This window comes from Macrococcus carouselicus, assembly GCF_004359515.1.
Lineage (GTDB): Bacteria > Bacillota > Bacilli > Staphylococcales > Staphylococcaceae > Macrococcus > Macrococcus carouselicus.
The window spans coordinates 575,214-594,253 of record NZ_SCWD01000001.1 but is presented as its reverse complement, the minus strand read 5'-3'; the positions used below and the strand labels follow the sequence as shown (position 1 = coordinate 594,253).

The following is a 19,040-nucleotide window of genomic DNA, read 5'->3' as shown; positions in this document are numbered from 1 at the left end:
CTACTTTAATTGATCCTGGAGTTCCTGCAGTTTGAGGAGTGCCTCGATGGGTGTCATTCTGGCTATATCGAGCTGCTTTATCGTCTCTTCTATACCGCTATCAAATAAGTTGAAAGTGAGCTGTGGTGCTTCTGTTTGATCAAGACCTGCTGACTGCAGCGTATCCTGCCTGTCATTTTCACTATTTTCTTCGAACTGCTTCAATATCGTATTGGCCCGGTCAATGACCTCGAGAGGCAGATCAGCAAGTTGCGCGACATGGATACCGTAGCTGTTTTCTACTGCGCCTGGCATCACTTTATGGAGAAAAATCAGTTCGCCTTTATATTCCTTCGCTGCGACATGAATATTTTCAAGACCTGATAACGTCTCCTCAAGCTGAACAAGTTCATGGTAGTGAGTCGAGAACAATGTCTTCGCCTTAATATGGTCATGCACATATTCAATCATGGCCTGCGCAAGACTCAGACCATCATAAGTCGACGTACCACGGCCGATCTCATCGAATATAATCAGGCTGTCTGCTGTTGCATTCTTCAGTGCATTACGCGCTTCCAGCATCTCCACCATAAAGGTGCTCTGACCTGATACAAGATCATCCGCCGCTCCGATGCGGGTAAAGATCTGATCAAATAACGGCAGTTCAGCGGATGAACACGGTACATAAGAACCCATCTGCGCCATAATACTGATGAGGGCCACCTGACGCATATACGTACTTTTACCCGACATATTAGGACCCGTGATCAGATCGATGTACTGATCATCATCCAGAGTGCAGTCATTCGGTACATATTCCTCCTTGGACATCACTTTCTCAACGACCGGATGTCTAGAATCGACTAATGACAGTTTACGCTCATTAAAGACAGGTCTTACATAATCATTTTTCATGGCGACCTGGCTGAAGTTCTGCAGACAGTCGAGTTCCGCCAGGCGACGTGCAATTTTCTTGAGGTCCATCGTATAGGCCTTCACCTGTTCACGCAGATCAAGGAACAGCTCATATTCAAGGTCAACCAGTTTCTCCTCAGCACCCAGTATAAGCGCCTCTTTTTCCTTTAAGTCCTCGGTGATATAACGCTCTGCATTCGTTAAAGTCTGCTTGCGTGTATAGCCATAGTGTTCGGCATCAAACTGATGTAGATTTGCCTTTGAAATCTCAATATAATAGCCGAACACCTTATTGAAAGCCACTTTAAGTGAGCGGATGCCTGTGCGTTCACGCTCGGTCTGCTGCATCTCACTCAGCCACTGCTTACCATTTTTAGCTGCCTCACGGTATTCGTCAAGTGTCTGATGGTAGCCTGTCTTGAACAGTCCGCCTTCCTTGATGGATATCGGTGCTTCTTCTTCGAGTCCCTGCAATAAGTCTGCAAGCCCTGACACTGCTTCAGCAGGAATGTCCGGCATCTTCATCTCATTGAGAATGTGATTGATGGCAGGCAGCTGTTCAATCGAATATTTCAGCTGAACCAGGTCTTTGGCGTTTGCGTTGCCGAAGCTGACCCTGCCGACCAGCCGCTCGATATCGTAGACTTCTGCCAGACGTTCTCTCAGCGATTCACGCTCAAAGAAATGGTCATTCAGCAGGGCCACCTGTTCATGCCGGCGGTTGATATCCCCTTTCTTGATGAGCGGACGTTCAATCCATTCTTTCTGCAGCCGGTGACCCATCGGTGTCTTCGTTTCATTGAAGATGGAGAGCAGCGTGCCTTTTTTGGTTTTAAGACGAATGCTTTCAGTCAGCTCCAGATTCCGCTTCGCATACATATCAAGTCTCATATAATCGACTGCATGGTAATAGCGTGCATTATCGATGTGGGTCAGGTCACGCATCTGTGTCGTTGTGACATAATCGAACAGCAGCTGCACTGATTGTCTGGAAGCAGCGGGCAGGTCCGCCGCTTGACTTGGCATGACGTCAGCTGATGCATTGTGTATAGAGATGACACTGGTAATCTGATTGATACGTTCGTTTAAAGTTTTATCCAGTGATTCATTCACAATGATTTCACTCGGTTTGATGCTTGCCAGTTCATTGAACAGAATTTCTTCTGTACACTGTGTGACTTTCAGCTCACCTGTTGAAATATCTGCGTAGGCAATATGAAACTCTCTGTCACGAGTAATGGCCATCAGGTAATTGCTGGAGGATTCATCCAGAGAACCATCCATTACAGTACCGGGTGTGATGATCTGGATGACCTCACGTTTGACCATCCCTTTTACTTCCCGTGGGTTTTCCATCTGCTCACAGATTGCAACTTTATAACCTTTATCAACCAGCTTCTCAATATAGCCTTTCGCCGAATGATAAGGCACACCGCACATAGGTATCGGATTCTTTTTATCCCGCCTTGTCAGTGTGATCTCCAGTTCACGTGCTGCCGTGACAGCATCATCGTAGAACATCTCATAGAAATCGCCGAGCCTGAAGAACAGAATGCAGTCTTCATGCTGGGCTTTTATTTCCAGGTATTGAGCCATCATCGGAGTCGGTTTCATAACATCAGTCCTTTTATATCCATAGATTTCGTTTGTTGAGCGCAATGAGCAGCCGATAGGCAATCCTACTGCCTACTGCTGTACTTACCAGAAAAAGCGGTGCAATGACGTAGAACTTGCTGACATTTTCAAAATTTATCGGCCTTTCGATAAAAAAAGCCGATTCACAAAAGAACCGACTTCATTGTTATTCGTTGCCGCAGCCCGGTGCACCATGGGCTACCTGTGCACCCGTCTCACCTTTTAGGACATCACCGCCTGTTGAGACGATGATTTCATCTGTCACGGTCTGACTGATGGCATGTGAAACCATCTGAAGGAGTGAATTCACTTCTCCCTGTGCTTCCTTGAACTGATCCACTAAGGGCATCTCATCCAGTTCCGCTTCTACCTTTGCGATCTTCTCTTCCGTCATCGCAAGTGCTTTTTCCTTGCCGTACTGTTCAAAGTTAACCGCCTGTTTCTGCAGTGACTTCAGTGAAGCCATTTTTTCACGTACTGTCTGATTCTCATGAATCTGTGCTTCGGCACGCTTGAAGAAATCCACTGCATCTGTTTCTGCCATCATGCGGCCTAGTTCCTTTGCGTGTTCTAAAATCTGGTCATTTGTGTACATTAATTTGCCACTCCTACTTGATCTATGATTGCGATGAACTCTCCGTTCATTGAATAGCGCATCGTCTCTGTTACTTTCACTCTTACAAACTGTCCAATTGCCTCAGCAGGTGCTCTGAAGTTGACCAGTTTATTCTTATCGGTATAACCTGCAAGGATTTCCTCATTTTTCTTGGAAGGCCCCTCACACAATACAACAACTTCCTGCCCGAGATATCGGGCAAGGGCACGTTCACTATGCTGTTCTACTACTTTATTCAGTCGCTGCAGACGGTCTTTCTTATCACGCATCGGCACATTATCCTTCATCTTAGCAGCAGGTGTCCCTTCACGCGGTGAATACAGGTAAGTATAGGCAAGTTCGAATCCTACTTGCTTATACAGGTCAATTGTATCTAAAAACTGCTCTTCTGTCTCATTCGGATAACCGACGATAATATCTGTCGTGAGCGCTACCTCAGGCATCTGTGCACGGATCTTCCGAACGAGTTCAAGATAGCTTTCCCGTGTATATTTACGACCCATGATTTTCAGCACTTCATTGTTGCCGGACTGTACAGGCAGATGAATATGCGGTGCGATATTACCGCCACGCGCGAGCACTTCAATCAGCCGGTCATCGAAGTCCCACGGATGGCTCGTTGTAAAACGGACACGCGGAATATCAATCTTCTGAATATCAGCCATCAGATCGCCGAGACCGTAACTGATGCCGAGATCCTTGCCGTACGCATTGACATTCTGTCCCAGGAGACAGATTTCCTTGTAGCCGCGTCTTGCAAGGTCACGCACTTCACTGATGATCTCTTCCGGCATGCGGCTGCGTTCCTTACCGCGTGTGAAAGGGACGATGCAGTACGTGCAGAACTTATCACAGCCATACATGATATTGACCCAGGCCTTTGTTTCACCCAGTCGTGACTTCGGCAGATTCTCGATGACATCGCCTTCCTTGGACCAGACTTCAACCACCATTGCTTTTGACATATAGGCTTCTTCCAGGATGGCTGGCAGCCGGTGGATATTATGTGTACCGAAAATCATATCGACGTTCTGATAGGATTTCAGGATTTTGTTCACCACTGATTCTTCCTGACTCATACAGCCGCAGACCCCGATCAGGACATCCGGTTTCTCAAGTTTCAGATGTTTCAGGTTACCGATCTCACTGAACACTTTATTCTCAGCATTCTCACGGATGGCACAGGTATTCAGCAGAATCACGTCCGCCGTATTGACATCATTCGTCGCTTCATAACCGAGCGCTTCCAGGATACCTGCCATCACTTCTGTATCGTGTTCATTCATCTGACACCCATATGTACGGATATAATAGTGACGTCCTTGACCAAGACCCTGATATTTGTCCTCTATTTTAAAGTCATGATGATAGCTGACTTCTTCTTTACCACGTTTTTTAGCGTCTTTTAAGCTCGGTGCCTGGTAGACATGCTCAAAATATTTGCTGTAATCCTTTTCAGGCTGCTTCTCAGTCCGTGCCTGAGACCCTAGGATTCTGCCTTCTTCATTCATTCAGAAAACCCTCTCTGCTCATTAATCATCTATTTAGTATATTACTTATAGTCCGGATTTTCAAAGGTTTTATCAATCGAGAAGTTCATCAAAATCACCGTCTGACGAGTGAACCATCTGACTATAGAGACCGTTCTGTTCAAGGAGTTCCTGCTGATAACCCTGTTCAATGACCTCCCCTTGTGCGAGCACAACGACTTTATCGGTCTTCTTGACGGTATTCAGCCGGTGCGCGATTACGATGCTTGTCCGTCCTACCATCAGGCGGTCAATCGCCTCCTGCAGTTTCATCTCGGTCACTGTATCGATCGAACTGGTGGCCTCATCCAGCAAGAGGATCGCTGGATCCTGCACGAGGGCTCGTGCGATGGATAAGAGCTGCTTTTCGCCTTGAGATAGATGCGACTCCTCACCGGAGATCACAGTATCATAACCTTTTTCAAGCCGCATGATGAAGTCGTGCGCATTCGCATCTTGAGCCGCCTGTAAAACCTGTTCATCACTGGCCTCGTGGTTACCATACCTGATATTATCCCGCAACGTGCCATCGAAGAGTATCGGATCCTGCAGAACATAGGCAATCTGTCGTCTAAGTGTCTTTCTCGGCAGATTTCTGACAGAAACGCCGTCAATAAGAATATCACCGCCGCTGATATCATAGAAGCGGTTGAGGAGCTGAATAATCGTCGTTTTACCTGCGCCGGTTGCGCCGACCAGCGCCAGTGATTCTCCGGCGGCAAGCTCAAACGATACATGATTGATGACATTCTTCTGCTGCTGCTCGTTGTATTTGAAGGTCACATCATCAAAATGAATATCGCCTCTGATCTTCATCGCTGCAAAATCATTCATGCTATCGGGTTCCTCTTCCTCATCAATGACCGCAAATACCCGCTCCGCCCCAGCAAGAGCGGATAGCACTTCATTGAACTGGTTCGCCAGATCCGAGAGCGGTCTCGTGAACTGTCTGGCATATTCTGCGAAGATCACAATCGTCCCGACAGTCACACTCTGACCGCTTAGCGCGAGCATACCACCTATACCGATAACAATCGCAAAGGAAATGTTGTTCAGCGTGTTCATCACTTTTGGAATACCGCCCGAATAGCTGATGGCCCAGAAGCCTCGTTCTCTGACCCTGCGATTCTTCTCTTCAAAGCCTTTGATGACCTCTTCTTCCTGTGAGAATACTTTGACGACGGACTGCCCTGAAACAATTTCTTCAATATAGGCGTTCATATCGCCTAGAGCCTGCTGTCTCATCTTATAGAGCGGGCCAGTCCGGTTTGTAATCCAGCGCGTGGCGAAGAACATGACCGGTATGATGGTCATGGTCAGCAGCGTCAGCAGCGGGCTGAGTATCAGCATCACAATCACGGTACCGGTCAACGTCACTATACTGGACGTGAACTGGATAAATGAGGAGTTCAGGACTTTTGAGATATTCTCAACATCATTGGTCATCCGGCTCATGATATCACCATGCTGACGTTCATCGAAGAACCGGATCGGCAGCTGCTGCATATGGCTGAAAAGCTGCATGCGCAGCTTATAGACTGTTTCCTGTGCGATATCGACCATCAGATAGGCAGCCGCATAGGAGAGTACAGATAATGTGACGAAAATACCGATCAGAAAACCTAACTTCTGCGGTAAAGAACGAAATTCCTTCGTCATGATGTTATGGTCTATAATATGACCGATCAGATAAGGACCGACCAGGCTGAGGAGTGATGTCATGACGACAAGTGCTATAACAAGGAGTAACAGCCATTTGCGATGTTCCATCAGCTGCCAGATTCGTCTCACTGAATAGGACCAGTTATCTGCACGTTTCTTATCATGTTTGCGACCGATATCCTCTTTCTTTAAGACAGGTTCATGTGAAAAGACGTCTCTAAGCATGCGCTTCCTCCTGACTTGCTGCAATATCACGGTACAGCTGACTTGTTGCCAGCAGCTCAGCATGTGTACCGAGTCCGACTATCCTGCCTGCTTCAAGCAGGAGAATCTGATCAGCTGACTTTGCAGTATGTATTTTCTGAGTGACGATAATACGGGTCATATCCAGTTCCTTGAGTGAGTCAAAGAGTCTGTTTTCAGTATTGATATCAAGAGCGGACGTACTGTCATCAAGAATCAGGATACCCGGTTTCTTGATCAATGCCCGCGCTATAGCAAGACGCTGTTTCTGGCCACCTGAAAGATTGACACCCTGCTGACCGACCCGGGTGTTATAGTCATCGTCAAAGTTCATGATGGAGTCATGAATCTGTGCAATCTGAGCGGCATCAAATACTTCTTCAGCGCCTGCCTCGTTATCACCCCAGCGCACATTCTCTATAATGGAGCCGGTGAATAATGTCGTCTTCTGCGGGACATAGCCGATAAACTCCCGCAGTGTCTTCAGGTCCCAGTCCTTGATATCCTCACCATTGACGAGTATCTGACCCGCTGTCGCCTCGTACATCCGCGGGATCAGGGAGAGCAGGGCCGATTTACCCGATCCTGTCTGTCCCATAATGACAAACTTGTCGCCGCTGTTCACTTTAAAGGAGATATTTTGCAGTGCGTCGTCCTGACCGGTCGGATATTTGAACGAGACATCGATAAATTCTACGGTGTTCGACTCCGGCACTCCGGTCGTCTCTTCTATGCTATTGACCTCATCAACCGGCGTCTCCAGAACTTCGCTGATACGGTCTGCACTGGCTTTAGCACGGGAGAACGCAATGATGATAAAGGCGAACATGGAGAATCCCCCCTGCATTCTCAGGGCATAGTTGATGACCGCGACAAGAGAGCCGACTTCAAGCCCACTTCTATTGATCAGATCACTGCCAAACCAGATCACCATCAGTAAAGAACCATTCATAATGAATAATAAGACGGGCATAATACTTTCCATCAGACGAAGCGCATGGACCGTATCTTTTCGGATCGGCATGGCCACGTCATCGAACTTATCGGTTTCGTAGGGTCCATTGAGGGTGGATTTAATAAGACGAACACCCTCTAGGTTCTGCTGAATAAATCGATTGAGATGATCGGTCCGCTTCTGAATGCGCAGGAAGATTTTCATGCCGCTTCTCGCTGTGATAAAGAGGAAGGTAGCAAGAACCGGTGTTCCTATCACGAGATAGACCGCAATATCCGGTGCGACAATAAAACTCATGATCATACTGCCGATCACTGAAAGCGGGGCCTTCAACATGATACGGAGACTCATAAAGAGCACCATTTCATTTGCGATAATATCACTGGTCAGCCGTGTGATCAGACTTGAAGTCTTGAAATGACTGAGCGTTTTAAGCGAGAAACCCTGTATCTTTCTGAAGATTGCATTCCGCAGATCATAGGAGAACATATGACAGACATGCGAGGAAATAAAGGAGTTAAGAATACCTGCGAAAAAAGCAAAGAAGCTGATGACGAGCATGATGACGAGATAAAGCTGGATGTAGCCGATGTTATTTTTAAGAATGCCCTGTTCAATGATGTTCTTCATCAGAACAGGTGCATATAAATCCACGAACAGCTCTGACAGCATAAGCAAGATTGCAATAGTCATCAGACCAAGATACGGCCGCGTGAATTTAAGTACTGTTTTCATAGGCAGTCCCCTTTCTTTCGTAATCCGAATTATATTAATTATGCCATAAATGTCATGAAATTGACCATTGAATCGTTTGCCTGAATAGTGGTTGCCCCGTATAATAAGAGGGTTAACATTAAAGACAGGAGCATATTATGAATATTATTTCTCAGTTGATGGATTTCATTTTACATATTGATGAACATCTCATCCATATTGTCAGCCAGTACGGTACCTTAACCTACGGCATTTTATTTTTGATTATTTTTGTCGAGACGGGACTTGTCATCATGCCATTTCTGCCGGGTGACTCATTGCTGTTCGCCGCCGCCGCACTTGCCCCGCAAGGTGCACTGAACATCTGGATCTTATTTTCAGTCTGCTTTATCGCTGCTGTCATCGGTGACACATTGAACTACCATATCGGTAAACTGGTCGGACTCGGTGTCTCTAATCACCCGACATTCGGCCGCTTCATCAAAGAAGAACATCTGCTGAAGGCAACGAACTTCTTCAACAAATATGGCGGTAAAACAATTGTGATGGCGCGCTTTATGCCTTTCATAAGAACATTTATCCCCTTTGTTGCAGGTGCGAGCCGGATGCATTACACTTATTTCATCCTGTATAACATCATCGGGGCATTTTTATGGGTCGCCATCTGCTTAGGACTCGGCTACTTCTTCGGCAATATTCCGGCTGTCAAAGATAACTTTGAAATCGTACTGATCCTGATCATCGTGGTATCAGTACTACCTGCAGTCATCAGTGCCATTAAAGGCTGGAAAGCTAGCAGAAAATAAGAACAATCATTAGCAGCATTCTTTATGAATGACTGCTCTTTTTTTACAATCAGTTAACAGTGGGATGATAGAGTTGAAGAGGAGGTGAAAAATGGTCTATAAAATAAGGAGAATCCCTGAAATCGTTGAATACCAGCATGCTCTGCTGCATCGTCATAAAATAGAACCAACAAATGAAGCTCATGGGTATGATGGTGAATATGAATTTTATACTTTGATCAAGAACTTCAGTCAGTGCATCGTGCTCTGGGATATCGATATTAAAAACAGGTATAAAGGCGATGTGCAATACGATTTCATTATCATACACGAACTGACTGTCTACCATTTTGATATCAAGAATTACAGCGGTCTCTATAGTTATCAGAACGACAACCTCATTTCATCCTATCAGCGTATTGTCAAAAATCCAGATCCTCAACTTCATAGAGCAGATAGATACTTAAAAAGTTTGACGCATCAATTTGATCCTCTTTATGACGTAGAAAGCTATAACGTCTTTATCAATGAAACCTTCTATTTAGAAAACTCCCCATCTAATTCCCGCTGGCTCACGCGACCAAAACTTCTAAACAAACTTAAATTATTAAGACTGCCCAATAGTAATAGAGCTAACAATAAAAAATTTGCCGAATATATCGTTAACCTGCACAGTGAGAGATATAAACCAGTAGAAGTGATACCTATCCAAAAACTAATAACAGGATTACGATGCCCGAATTGTCGATTATTGAACCAGTTAGAGAATAGTTCATGCCAAAGTTATCAATGCTTAAGTTGCTCATTTATAGTCAAGAATGCTGATGTAATATGTTATAACCTGAAGGAACTCTATATTTTAACCGGAAGACCTTTTACGGTTAAAGATGTTGCTATGTTATATCCAACTCTTCATCGTTCTTCTGTGCAAAGAGTATTGCAGCACAAATTTATAAAGATAGGTGATTCCAGAGCTTCTTCTTATCGTCCGAATGATAATACATGAGTTTTGCTGCTCAACTCTGACACGTTCTTGAGCAGAAACATCAAAAAGCAACACCTCCCGCTTGAGGTGTTGCTTTTATCTCAGCATATTCAGAAGTTGACTTTTCAACGCCACTCTCTCCTGTTCGTCTAAACCATTCACATCAAATAGCTGCCGGATCGTGGCCGGCTTGCCTTCCAGAACGACGAGTCGATCAGATAATTTCAGAGCTTCTTCGATACTATGGGTGATCATCAGCACAGTCCGCTTTTCAACCGTCAAGATCTCCTGCAGCCATTCCTGCATATCAATACGGGTAATCTCATCGAGTGCTGAAAATGGCTCATCCAGCAGCATCAGTTCACCCGGTGTATTCAGTGCCCTCAAAAAAGAGACCCGCTGTTTCATTCCTCCGCTCAGACTATCCGGATACTGGTTCTGAATCGCTTCGAAGCCGCTTCTCTCAAGCAGCTTCTCCATACGCGCTTGATCAATCTGTCCTTTGATCTCCCGCCCGAGTTCTATATTCTGAAGCACAGTCCGCCAGGGCATCAGTGAATGACTCTGCGGCATATAGGCGACGTGCCCGCGGCATCCATTAATACGTTCACCGTTCAGCATGACGTCTCCTACCGAAGGTTCAAGCATCCCGCCGGTAATATTGAAAATGGTGGACTTACCGCTGCCTGAAGGCCCGAGAATGGTGATAAACTCCCCGTCCCGCACTTCAAGGTTCACATTTTTCAGAACCTGATTATGGCTGAATGCATGACCGATATTACGCAGCTCCAGCTTAGTCATGTTTCCACCTCACCGTCATTTTCTCGAGCAATCTGATGACACCGAAGATCACAAGCGCAAAGATGATGATCCAGACAATCGCTACAAAGACATTATCCACCTGGAAAGCGCGCTGAGAAATAATCATGAACTTGCCGAGTCCTTTATCAGTGCCGAGCCATTCAGAAATAATCGCACCCATTACAGAATAGGTGCCGGCAATCTTCAGGCCATTGAACAGGAACGGCATACTGCCCGGCCATTCGAGTTTAGTGAAAATCTGCAGACGCGTGGCACCAGAAATCAGCATATACTTCCTCAGATCCTGATCAACTGATTTGAATCCTTCCAGCAGACTGACCGTCACCGGGAAGAAGCAGACGAGCGTAATGACAATCAATTTCGGCAGCAGGCCGAAACCGAACCAGATGACAAGAAGCGGTGCGACGACAATCACCGGTACATTCTGACTCATGATCAGCAGCGGATAAATATAGGGTTCCACAGTCGGAATCAGATGGAGCGTCACCGCCATCACAATACCGAATACTACAGACATGAAGAGTCCCTCTAAGACGAGAAGGACGGTCGGTACGAGATCCGACTTATAATCCGGGTAACCCGTGAAGAAAGCCTGAACAATAGCGCTCGGTGCCGGCAATGTATAGCTATCGACGTTCAGCACCTTGACAAGAACTTCCCATATGACCAGTAAGACAACCATGAACAATGCAAATTTCAGATAGTATTTCATCGATATTTCTTAACGAGTTCGCTCATGGAGGCAGCAGGCGCATGATAGAATTTAACTTGTGAGATCACACTCACTACCCCTTCAGCCATCATTTTCCTGTTCATCTTGTCAATCAGTGCCAGCAGTTCAGGCATATCCCCTTCAATCGTGGTATCAAGCGGATTAACGACATAAGGAAGCCCACTTTCCTGAATCACCGCGATTGCCTGGTCAACATACGGAATCACATCTTCACCGTTCGGCGTCTTAGGAATGATCTGTATACTCATCAATGTATCAGCCATCAGTTACCCTCCACGAATTCATTGGTAAAGGCAGCATCTGCATCGAATTCTTTCTGGATGATTTTATGATCCTTCATAAATTGACCGAAGTTCTCCCAGACTTTTTTATCCTGCATGCCCCAGGCTTCAGCGTCATCCTGATATCTGTCCTTCAGATATTCCTGACTCTTATAGACAAGTTCCTTGCTGTTCTTCAGTTCAGGCACCTCTTTGATCAGAATATCAGCACTTGCCTTCGGTTCTTTAATCGTATATTCATAGCCTTCCTGCACCGCAGCCATGAAGGCATCAACCGTCTCTTTGTCAGACTTGATATATTTTTCGTTGGCAATGAAAAGAGGTGTGTAGTAATCCAGATTCTTATCGTAGTCTGTTAAGTACTGCATGTTGACTTTCTCACCGCGCGTCTCTGCTTCAATACCTGTCCAGCCGTAGAACACCCACGCAAAGTCAATATTTTTCTTGGAAGCTGTAAAAAAATCCGCATTGCCCATATTGACGATTTTAACGTCTTTGACATCAGCGCCGTCCTTTTCCATCACAGCATCTATGAACGGTTTCTCAATCGGTGCACCCCAGCCGCCGTAAGTCTTGCCGGCATAATCTTTCGGTGATTTGATATTCTTTTCAGCAAGACTCATAAAGCCGCTCGTATTATGCTGGATGATGGCGCCGATGGATTTCACCGGTACGCCTTCTGTCCGTTCCTGCGTCACCTGTTCCTGAGCGCTGATACCGAACTGGACTTTGTTCGCTGCGACCAACTGATCCGCTGTCACATCACCCGGTGTCTTAATCGTCACGTCAAGACCATGATCCTTGAAGTAACCCTTATCTTTTGCGACATAGATGCCGGTATGGTTCGTATTCGGTGTCCAGTCTAGCATCAATGTGACTTTCTTCAGCTCTTTAGATGCCGGTGCTTCCTTGGTCTCTTTCCTGTCACCTGGGCCGCTGCACCCCGCGAGTAACATCAAACAGCTTGCTCCAACTAATAACTTCTTCATAATTTTCCTCCAATAAAAAAACACAACCCGTCAGAAGGGCTGTGTCAGGACACTTCCCTTCGTCAGCATTACCTGACCAGGTCAAGAAGGGTTTAGGATTTCTCCAGTCTCAGCTCAGGGCTCCCCTAGTGTTTCTCGTGATTTATTTAAATTGTAACATAAGATCTTCAAAATCGGGCTGTGAAATTTTCATATCGGCTTGAGTCAGGTTCCGGCTGAAGCCATTAATCTGTTCAGCGTAACTTGGTGTCTCTGTATCCTGGTAGACAATACCTGTTACCATGCCATCGTGCGCCATGACAGTTGATAATGCCATTTCCTTGCTTGTATTATCATAGCCTTCAATATCCGCCAACTTCGTGATGTTCTCTTTGAACCAGTCGTAAGTGTTGATTTTGTTATAAGTCACACACGGAGAGAACACGTTGATGAATGAGAATCCCTTATGCTGGATGCCCGCTTCAATAATCGCAGTCAGCTCCTTGATATCAGATGAGAAGCTCTGCGCAACAAATGTTGCCCCGCTTGTCAGTGCCAGTTCCAGCGGCGATACATTCTTCTCGATTGAACCTTTCGGCGTTGTCTTTGTGACAAATCCTACAGCTGAACTTGGAGATGTCTGACCTTTAGTCAGGCCGTAGATCTGATTGTCCATGACAATATAAGTGATATCAATATTTCGGCGCAGCGCGTGGATAGTATGGCCCATACCGATAGCAAAGCCGTCCCCATCACCGCCCGATGCGATAACTGTCAGTTCCTGATTCGCCATCTTCACCCCTTGTGCAAGCGGCAGGGCACGACCGTGAATACTATGGAAGCCGTATGAATTGATATAGCCCGACAGTCGACCGGAACAGCCGATACCTGTGATAACAGCCAGGTTCTCCGGCTCAAGTCCTACGCCTGCCGCTGCTTTCTGGATGGCAGCCTGTACGGAGAAGTCTCCGCAGCCCGGGCACCAGTTCGGTTTGACTGTATTTCTGAAATCTTTAAATGTAGCCATTATTTGTCGACTCCTTCATTAACCACTTCATTGATTTTATCTTCAACTTCGTGTGGCAGGAATGGTGTTCCGTCATATTTGACGAAACTCGTAATTTTATTCTGATGATTGATATTCATTTTGATGAGCTGTGCGAGCTGACCCTGGAAGTTATTTTCAGTGACAATCACTTTCTTCGCTTTATCGAATGCAGCCTGCACTTCTTCTGCCGGGAACGGGTGCAGCTGTCTGACCTGCAGATGATTCACTTTCAGGTCAGTTCTCGTCATGGCCTCTTCAATCGCACCGTGTGTCGAGATAAAACCGACAACCAGCACATCTGCATCGTCATGACCGCCGCTTTCGACAACCGGCTGTGCAATTTTCAGTGCTTCAATCTTGCGCATACGTTTTTCCATCTGTTTAATACGGTTGATCGGTGATTCAGAAGGCTTGCCGTCCTCTGAGTGCTCGACACCTGTGACGTGATGGATACCATTCTTAGTGCCCGGCAGTGTCCGCGGTGACACGCCTGACGCTGTCGCTTCGTAGCGTCTGAAATAGTCCTTGTCCTCGCTGTCAGGTACCTCTGACACGATATTGCCGCGGCGGATCTCAATGCGGCTGTAATCAAGTTCAGGTACGGTCTGTTTACCGAGTGACAACTGCAGATCACTTAACAGGATGACAGGACACTGATATTCCTCTGCTAAGTTGAACGCTTCCATTGTTAAATAGAAGGCATCTTCAACTGTTGTCGGTGCTACGACAATTTTCGGGATGTCGCCATGCGTCCCGTAGATCATCTGCATCAAGTCCGATTGCTCCTGTTTGGTCGGTAATCCTGTTGACGGACCGCCGCGCATGGTATTGACGATGACAAGCGGCTGTTCTGTCATCCCGGAGAGACCAATCGCTTCCATCATCAGTGACAGACCCGGGCCTGCTGACGCCGTGAACGCACGGACACCTGCATAGTTGACACCGATCGCCATGACAGCGGCTGCAATCTCATCTTCCGTCTGAATGACTGTACCTCCGAACCTTGGCAGTTTATCAATCATATATTCCATAATTTCAGATGCCGGCGTGATCGGATATGCTGCCATAAAACGCGCACCGCCCGCTAACGCACCAAGCGAAATCGCTTCGTTACCAATCATGAAGAGGTGACCGACGTTTCCACTCTCAACAAGATTGAAACGGTCGCCGACTGGCTCACCATATTTCAGCATCTCATCGACACCCATCTGCAGCGCCTGCTTGTTCAGTTCAACGATTTTATCGCCTTTTTTCTTGAACATCGATTCGACTAAGTCTTCAAAAGGTTTAAGTGAGAGACCCAGCAGCTGTACAGTGGCCCCTACTGCTACCATATTCTTCATCAAAGCAGTACCGAGTTCCTTGGCAATTTCAGTGAAGTTGATTTCAACCAAATGACCTTTAAAATCTTCTGGTTTTTCAGGCGTGAACTTGCCATCTGCCAAAATAACGCCCTCTGCAGTCAGCTCATGATAGTTCAGTTCAATTGTTTCCTGGTCAAAAGCGACCAGTATATCAAGGTCATCGCTGATCGCGTGGACCGGTGTCGTAGAGACGCGAATTTTATTGTTGGTATGGCCACCTTTTATACGACTCGAGAAATGCCGATATCCGTATAAGTAGTACCCTTGTCTATTTAAAGCAGTTGAGAAGATCTCACCTGTGGATTCAATCCCCTCACCCTGCTGACCGCCGACTTTCCATGAAATTTGTGATTTCAAAAGTTCATCCTCCTACTATTTATCTCATCATCCAATATAACAGAAAACCCGTGCAGTCACACGGGCTGCGCAGGTTTTTAAGTGAAATTCAGACTAATGGCCGATAAAAGGATGATCGTCATTGATCAGGATACGCTCAATTTTCTTTGTCTTTCCGTCTTTAGTGAGCTCGATATAGACACCGGACAAGGTGCCACGGCCCTGTTCATTGACAACATGCTTCACAGGCATCGCAGTCAGAAAACGATGAATGACTTCATCTTTATTGATACCGAGTATACCGTCATAGTACCCGGTCATCCCGACATCTGTGATAAACCCTGTGCCACCGTCCAGAACACGCTCATCGGCAGTCTGGATATGTGTATGCGTGCCGACTACAGCACTCACCCGGCCGTTGAGATAGTGACCCATCGCGCCTTTCTCAGAAGTCGTCTCCGCATGGAAATCAACGAAAATATAAGGGGTCTCTTTTTCAGCCTCAGCGATCAGCTCGTCCGCCTTCTTGAACGGACAGTCTATCGCCGGCATAAAAGCTCGGCCCTGTAAATTAATGACCGCGAGTTTATCCTGATTGAAACGTACAATCTTCATCCCGGACCCCGGTGCGGCGTCTGGATAATTGGCCGGCCTGATCATCTTGATATCTTCATCAAGGAAATCATAGACCTCACGCTGACCATATGTATGATTGCCGAGTGTGACAAAATCAACACCCTGCGTCATAAATGATTTGTAGATTTTCTCTGTGATTCCTCTGCCGTGCGCAGCATTCTCGCCGTTCACAATTGTAAAGTTAGGATGATATTTTGCTTTCAGCTGAGGTAGATATTCCGCCAGCATCTCTCGTCCGATAGAGCCGACGATGTCACCTATAAATAAAATTCTCATATTGTATTCCTCCACATTTTTTCTGCTTCATTATAACAGACAACCCAGCAAATTAAAAAACAGCTATCAAGTTATGTTTATGTTAGACTTAAACTGATAAATTCATGAATTGAGGTTATTATCATATGAAAATCTATAGAATGACCGCGCTTCTCCTGGCAGCTTCACTTCTACTGGCCGCCTGTAATACCCAGCAGGAAAAAGAGGCATATACTCAGTCAGAATTAGCAAAAAAGGCACAGAAAGCGATTGAAGAAAGCAAAGAACGAGGTAAGAAAGCAACCACTGAAAAACCAACGAGTGAAAAGCAAACGACTGAAGAGCCGTCAACAGAAGCGCCGATTGAAACAACTGAAGTACCAACGACCGTAACGCCGAGGACCGAAGTAATAGCAACTGAGGCACCCACCACTTTCAGTCTCACTACAGAGGCACCTACAACAGAGAACCTTGCTACAGAAGTGACGACTGTTGAGCCGGTGGAGATAACAGACAGAGCACAACTTGAGCACATTCTGTACGGAAATTATACAGAGGCAGAAAAGACAGCTGCATATCATGCGGCCGTCTCAAACGGAACTATCACTCCTGCCCCTGGCAGTAACGGTACAGCCGTACAAAATTATGAGCAGAGTCTAAATAACCAGCCTGGTCAGTGACATTGATTCGGCAAAAAGATCACTCCTATAACGTGATTTTTTTCTTATACTTCTACAGTTTACATAATAATATTATATTATTAAAATTTATCATTGATGCTGCCGATGTATTCTCTGATTCACGGACAGCCTGCCCTATAGACACTGACTCTTATCCCCTCCCCGTCAGTCAGGAATAATACGTGCGATACATATCATCCGCCTCTTTATCATTTTGTCCATCACAGCATGACTGTCGACCGCTGCAAACAAAAAAGCTTACGGAAAAAATTCCGTAAGCTTTACTTCGCATATTCAGTTGCTCTCATTTCACGTACGACTGTCACTTTGATATGACCCGGATACTGAAGTTCATCTTCAATCTGGTTCTTGATATCACGTGCAAGTCTATGCGCTTTCAAATCATCGACCTCTTCAGGTGAAACGATGATTCTGATCTCACGTCCTGCCTGAATTGCAAATGACTTCTCGACACCGTCATAGCTCTCAGAAATCTGTTCAAGTCGTTCAAGTCGTCTGACATAGTTCTCAAGCGTCTCACGTCTCGCACCTGGTCGTGCTGCACTCAGTGCATCTGCTGCCGCGACAAGGATAGAGATAACAGAAGTCGGTTCCACATCGCCGTGGTGTGAATGAATCGCATTGAGCACAACTGGATGTTCCTTGTATTTCTTCGCAAGGTCTACACCGATTTCAACGTGACTGCCTTCGACTTCGTGGTCGATGGCTTTACCGATATCATGCAGCAGGCCTGCACGTTTGGCGAGCGTTACATCTTCACCGAGCTCAGCAGCCATCATACCCGCGAGGTGCGCAACCTCTACTGAGTGCTTCAGCACATTCTGGCCATAGCTTGTTCTGAACTTCATTCGACCTAGGATCTTAACTAAATCCGGATGCAGATTATGAATACCCAGTTCAAATGTTGCAGCCTCACCTGCTTCACGAATACTTTCATCAACTGATTTTTTCGCTTTTTCGACCATCTCTTCGATACGTCCCGGATGAATCCGACCATCTGATACGAGGTTCTGCAGCGCTATTTTAGCGACTTCCCGTCTGATTGGATCGAAACCTGACAGAATCACTGCCTCCGGTGTATCATCGATGATTAAATCAATACCCGTCAATGTCTCAAGTGTGCGGATATTCCGTCCTTCCCGACCAATAATACGACCCTTCATCTCATCGTTCGGCAGATTAATCACCGACACCGTTGATTCTGAAGTATGATCAGCAGCTAACCGCTGAACTGTCGTCGCAAGTAACATTCTGGCTTTCTTATCGACTGAATCTTTCATTTCCTGATCTTTCTCTTTGATCATTACAGCAATGTCATGAGAAAGTTCATCTTCAACTTGATCGATAATTTCCTGTTTAGCTTCTTCTTGAGTCAGTCCGGAGATGCGTATCAATTCCTGTTCATGTCTGGCTATTATTTCTTGAACACTTTGCTCTAGCGCATCAACTTGCTGCTGTTTAGCTTCAATTTTAGATTCTTTTTGTTCTAAAAGATCATCTTTTTTATCTAAAAGGTCACTTTTTCGATCTAAGTTTTCTTCTTTTTGAAGTAATCTTGCTTCCTGTCTTGAAAGATCTGATCGTCTTGTACGATATTCGTCTTCCAGACGATCGCTGCGCAGCTGATATTCTTCTTTCGCTTCCAGCAGCTTTTCTTTTTTAAGACTTTCGGCTTCTTTTCTAGCTTCCTTCACAATATGCTCACCAGTCTGTCTTGCCTGTATCTGCTGGTTCGTCAAATTCGTTTTTGCTAGATAATAACCTGCAGCAACACCTACAAGGATGCCAAGCAAAATGTATAAGAGGATGACCATACATAAACACCTCCTTTTTGCTTATTATCTAGTTAAAATATCACCAATAAAGAATATATAATAG

The 19,040-nt window shown here is 45.8% G+C and carries 16 protein-coding genes; 3 read left to right on the top strand and 13 right to left on the bottom strand.

Translation table 11 applies throughout. From position 1 onward, the window contains the following. From mutS to ERX40_RS02890, 5 genes are all read right to left on the bottom strand, one after another. Positions 1-2,508 carry a DNA mismatch repair protein MutS gene (mutS, locus tag ERX40_RS02910; protein WP_208001643.1) on the bottom strand — a complete coding sequence of 836 codons (2,508 nt, stop codon included), beginning with the start codon at positions 2,506-2,508 and terminating at the stop codon, positions 1-3. Positions 2,509-2,695: 187 nt separating this feature from the next. Beyond that, complete coding sequence (locus ERX40_RS02905; protein ID WP_133416999.1) at positions 2,696-3,124, bottom strand: YlbF/YmcA family competence regulator; 429 nt, start codon at positions 3,122-3,124, stop codon at positions 2,696-2,698. Beyond that, the gene (gene miaB / locus ERX40_RS02900; protein WP_133416998.1) at positions 3,124-4,656 is read right to left on the bottom strand and encodes a tRNA (N6-isopentenyl adenosine(37)-C2)-methylthiotransferase MiaB; all 1,533 of its coding nucleotides are present in this window, start codon (positions 4,654-4,656) and stop codon (positions 3,124-3,126) included. The genes ERX40_RS02905 and miaB overlap by 1 nt, the downstream gene beginning before the upstream one ends. 72 nt (positions 4,657-4,728) lie before the next feature. Further along, on the bottom strand, positions 4,729-6,561 hold the full coding sequence (locus ERX40_RS02895; RefSeq protein WP_133416997.1) for an ABC transporter ATP-binding protein: 1,833 nt from the start codon (positions 6,559-6,561) through the stop codon (positions 4,729-4,731). Further along, a complete protein-coding gene (locus ERX40_RS02890) occupies positions 6,554-8,269 on the bottom strand; it encodes an ABC transporter ATP-binding protein (protein ID WP_133416996.1) in 1,716 nt (571 codons plus the stop codon). Before ERX40_RS02890 ends, ERX40_RS02895 begins: the two co-directional genes overlap by 8 nt. A 137-nt stretch (positions 8,270-8,406) precedes the next feature. On the opposite strand from ERX40_RS02890, the gene ERX40_RS02885 reads away from it, so the two are divergent. Then, a complete protein-coding gene (locus tag ERX40_RS02885) occupies positions 8,407-9,054 on the top strand; it encodes a VTT domain-containing protein (RefSeq protein WP_133416995.1) in 648 nt (215 codons plus the stop codon). A gap of 91 nt (positions 9,055-9,145) precedes the next feature. Further along, complete coding sequence (locus tag ERX40_RS02880) at positions 9,146-10,039, top strand: nuclease-related domain-containing protein (RefSeq protein WP_133416994.1); 894 nt, start codon at positions 9,146-9,148, stop codon at positions 10,037-10,039. A 75-nt stretch (positions 10,040-10,114) separates the two neighbouring features. Here ERX40_RS02880 and ERX40_RS02875 read toward each other — a convergent pair whose 3' ends face one another. The 7 genes from ERX40_RS02875 to ERX40_RS02845 all read right to left on the bottom strand — a co-directional run bounded on the left by ERX40_RS02875 (position 10,115) and on the right by ERX40_RS02845 (position 16,482). Continuing rightward, positions 10,115-10,819, bottom strand: a complete 705-nt coding sequence (locus ERX40_RS02875; RefSeq protein ID WP_133416993.1) for an ABC transporter ATP-binding protein — start codon at positions 10,817-10,819, stop codon at positions 10,115-10,117. Continuing rightward, positions 10,812-11,552 carry an ABC transporter permease gene (locus ERX40_RS02870; RefSeq protein WP_133416992.1) on the bottom strand — a complete coding sequence of 247 codons (741 nt, stop codon included), beginning with the start codon at positions 11,550-11,552 and terminating at the stop codon, positions 10,812-10,814. The genes ERX40_RS02875 and ERX40_RS02870 overlap by 8 nt, the downstream gene beginning before the upstream one ends. After that, the gene (locus tag ERX40_RS02865) at positions 11,549-11,836 is read right to left on the bottom strand and encodes a thiamine-binding protein (protein ID WP_133416991.1); all 288 of its coding nucleotides are present in this window, start codon (positions 11,834-11,836) and stop codon (positions 11,549-11,551) included. Before ERX40_RS02865 ends, ERX40_RS02870 begins: the two co-directional genes overlap by 4 nt. Further along, positions 11,836-12,843: an ABC transporter substrate-binding protein gene (locus tag ERX40_RS02860; RefSeq protein WP_133416990.1), complete on the bottom strand. Its 1,008-nt coding sequence runs from the start codon at positions 12,841-12,843 to the stop codon at positions 11,836-11,838. The genes ERX40_RS02865 and ERX40_RS02860 overlap by 1 nt, the downstream gene beginning before the upstream one ends. 142 nt (positions 12,844-12,985) lie before the next feature. Beyond that, positions 12,986-13,849, bottom strand: coding sequence for a 2-oxoacid:ferredoxin oxidoreductase subunit beta (locus ERX40_RS02855; RefSeq protein WP_133416989.1), 864 nt, complete (start codon positions 13,847-13,849; stop codon positions 12,986-12,988). Beyond that, the gene (locus tag ERX40_RS02850; RefSeq protein WP_133416988.1) at positions 13,849-15,591 is read right to left on the bottom strand and encodes a 2-oxoacid:acceptor oxidoreductase subunit alpha; all 1,743 of its coding nucleotides are present in this window, start codon (positions 15,589-15,591) and stop codon (positions 13,849-13,851) included. Before ERX40_RS02850 ends, ERX40_RS02855 begins: the two co-directional genes overlap by 1 nt. Before the next feature lie 93 nt (positions 15,592-15,684). Beyond that, positions 15,685-16,482: a TIGR00282 family metallophosphoesterase gene (locus tag ERX40_RS02845; protein WP_133416987.1), complete on the bottom strand. Its 798-nt coding sequence runs from the start codon at positions 16,480-16,482 to the stop codon at positions 15,685-15,687. A 125-nt stretch (positions 16,483-16,607) separates the two neighbouring features. Here ERX40_RS02845 and ERX40_RS02840 point away from each other — a divergent pair, with 125 nt between their 5' ends. Further along, positions 16,608-17,141, top strand: a complete 534-nt coding sequence (locus tag ERX40_RS02840) for a hypothetical protein (protein ID WP_133416986.1) — start codon at positions 16,608-16,610, stop codon at positions 17,139-17,141. A 281-nt stretch (positions 17,142-17,422) separates the two neighbouring features. Here the strand turns inward: ERX40_RS02840 and rny are convergent, their stop codons facing one another. Then, on the bottom strand, positions 17,423-18,976 hold the full coding sequence (gene rny, locus ERX40_RS02835; protein WP_133416985.1) for a ribonuclease Y: 1,554 nt from the start codon (positions 18,974-18,976) through the stop codon (positions 17,423-17,425). Positions 18,977-19,040 lie beyond the last annotated feature (64 nt).

Coding starts and splice junctions, on each gene's coding strand:
- ERX40_RS02865 (WP_133416991.1), bottom strand. CDS start 11,836: ATGGCTGATACATTGATGAGTATACAGATCATTCCTAAGACGCCGAAC.
- ERX40_RS02890 (WP_133416996.1), bottom strand. CDS start 8,269: ATGAAAACAGTACTTAAATTCACGCGGCCGTATCTTGGTCTGATGACT.
- ERX40_RS02855 (WP_133416989.1), bottom strand. CDS start 13,849: ATGGCTACATTTAAAGATTTCAGAAATACAGTCAAACCGAACTGGTGC.
- ERX40_RS02870 (WP_133416992.1), bottom strand. CDS start 11,552: ATGAAATACTATCTGAAATTTGCATTGTTCATGGTTGTCTTACTGGTC.
- mutS (WP_208001643.1), bottom strand. CDS start 2,508: ATGAAACCGACTCCGATGATGGCTCAATACCTGGAAATAAAAGCCCAG.
- ERX40_RS02875 (WP_133416993.1), bottom strand. CDS start 10,819: ATGACTAAGCTGGAGCTGCGTAATATCGGTCATGCATTCAGCCATAAT.
- ERX40_RS02860 (WP_133416990.1), bottom strand. CDS start 12,843: ATGAAGAAGTTATTAGTTGGAGCAAGCTGTTTGATGTTACTCGCGGGG.
- ERX40_RS02905 (WP_133416999.1), bottom strand. CDS start 3,124: ATGTACACAAATGACCAGATTTTAGAACACGCAAAGGAACTAGGCCGC.
- ERX40_RS02840 (WP_133416986.1), top strand. CDS start 16,608: ATGAAAATCTATAGAATGACCGCGCTTCTCCTGGCAGCTTCACTTCTA.
- ERX40_RS02895 (WP_133416997.1), bottom strand. CDS start 6,561: ATGCTTAGAGACGTCTTTTCACATGAACCTGTCTTAAAGAAAGAGGAT.
- rny (WP_133416985.1), bottom strand. CDS start 18,976: ATGGTCATCCTCTTATACATTTTGCTTGGCATCCTTGTAGGTGTTGCT.
- ERX40_RS02880 (WP_133416994.1), top strand. CDS start 9,146: ATGGTCTATAAAATAAGGAGAATCCCTGAAATCGTTGAATACCAGCAT.
- ERX40_RS02885 (WP_133416995.1), top strand. CDS start 8,407: ATGAATATTATTTCTCAGTTGATGGATTTCATTTTACATATTGATGAA.
- ERX40_RS02845 (WP_133416987.1), bottom strand. CDS start 16,482: ATGAGAATTTTATTTATAGGTGACATCGTCGGCTCTATCGGACGAGAG.
- miaB (WP_133416998.1), bottom strand. CDS start 4,656: ATGAATGAAGAAGGCAGAATCCTAGGGTCTCAGGCACGGACTGAGAAG.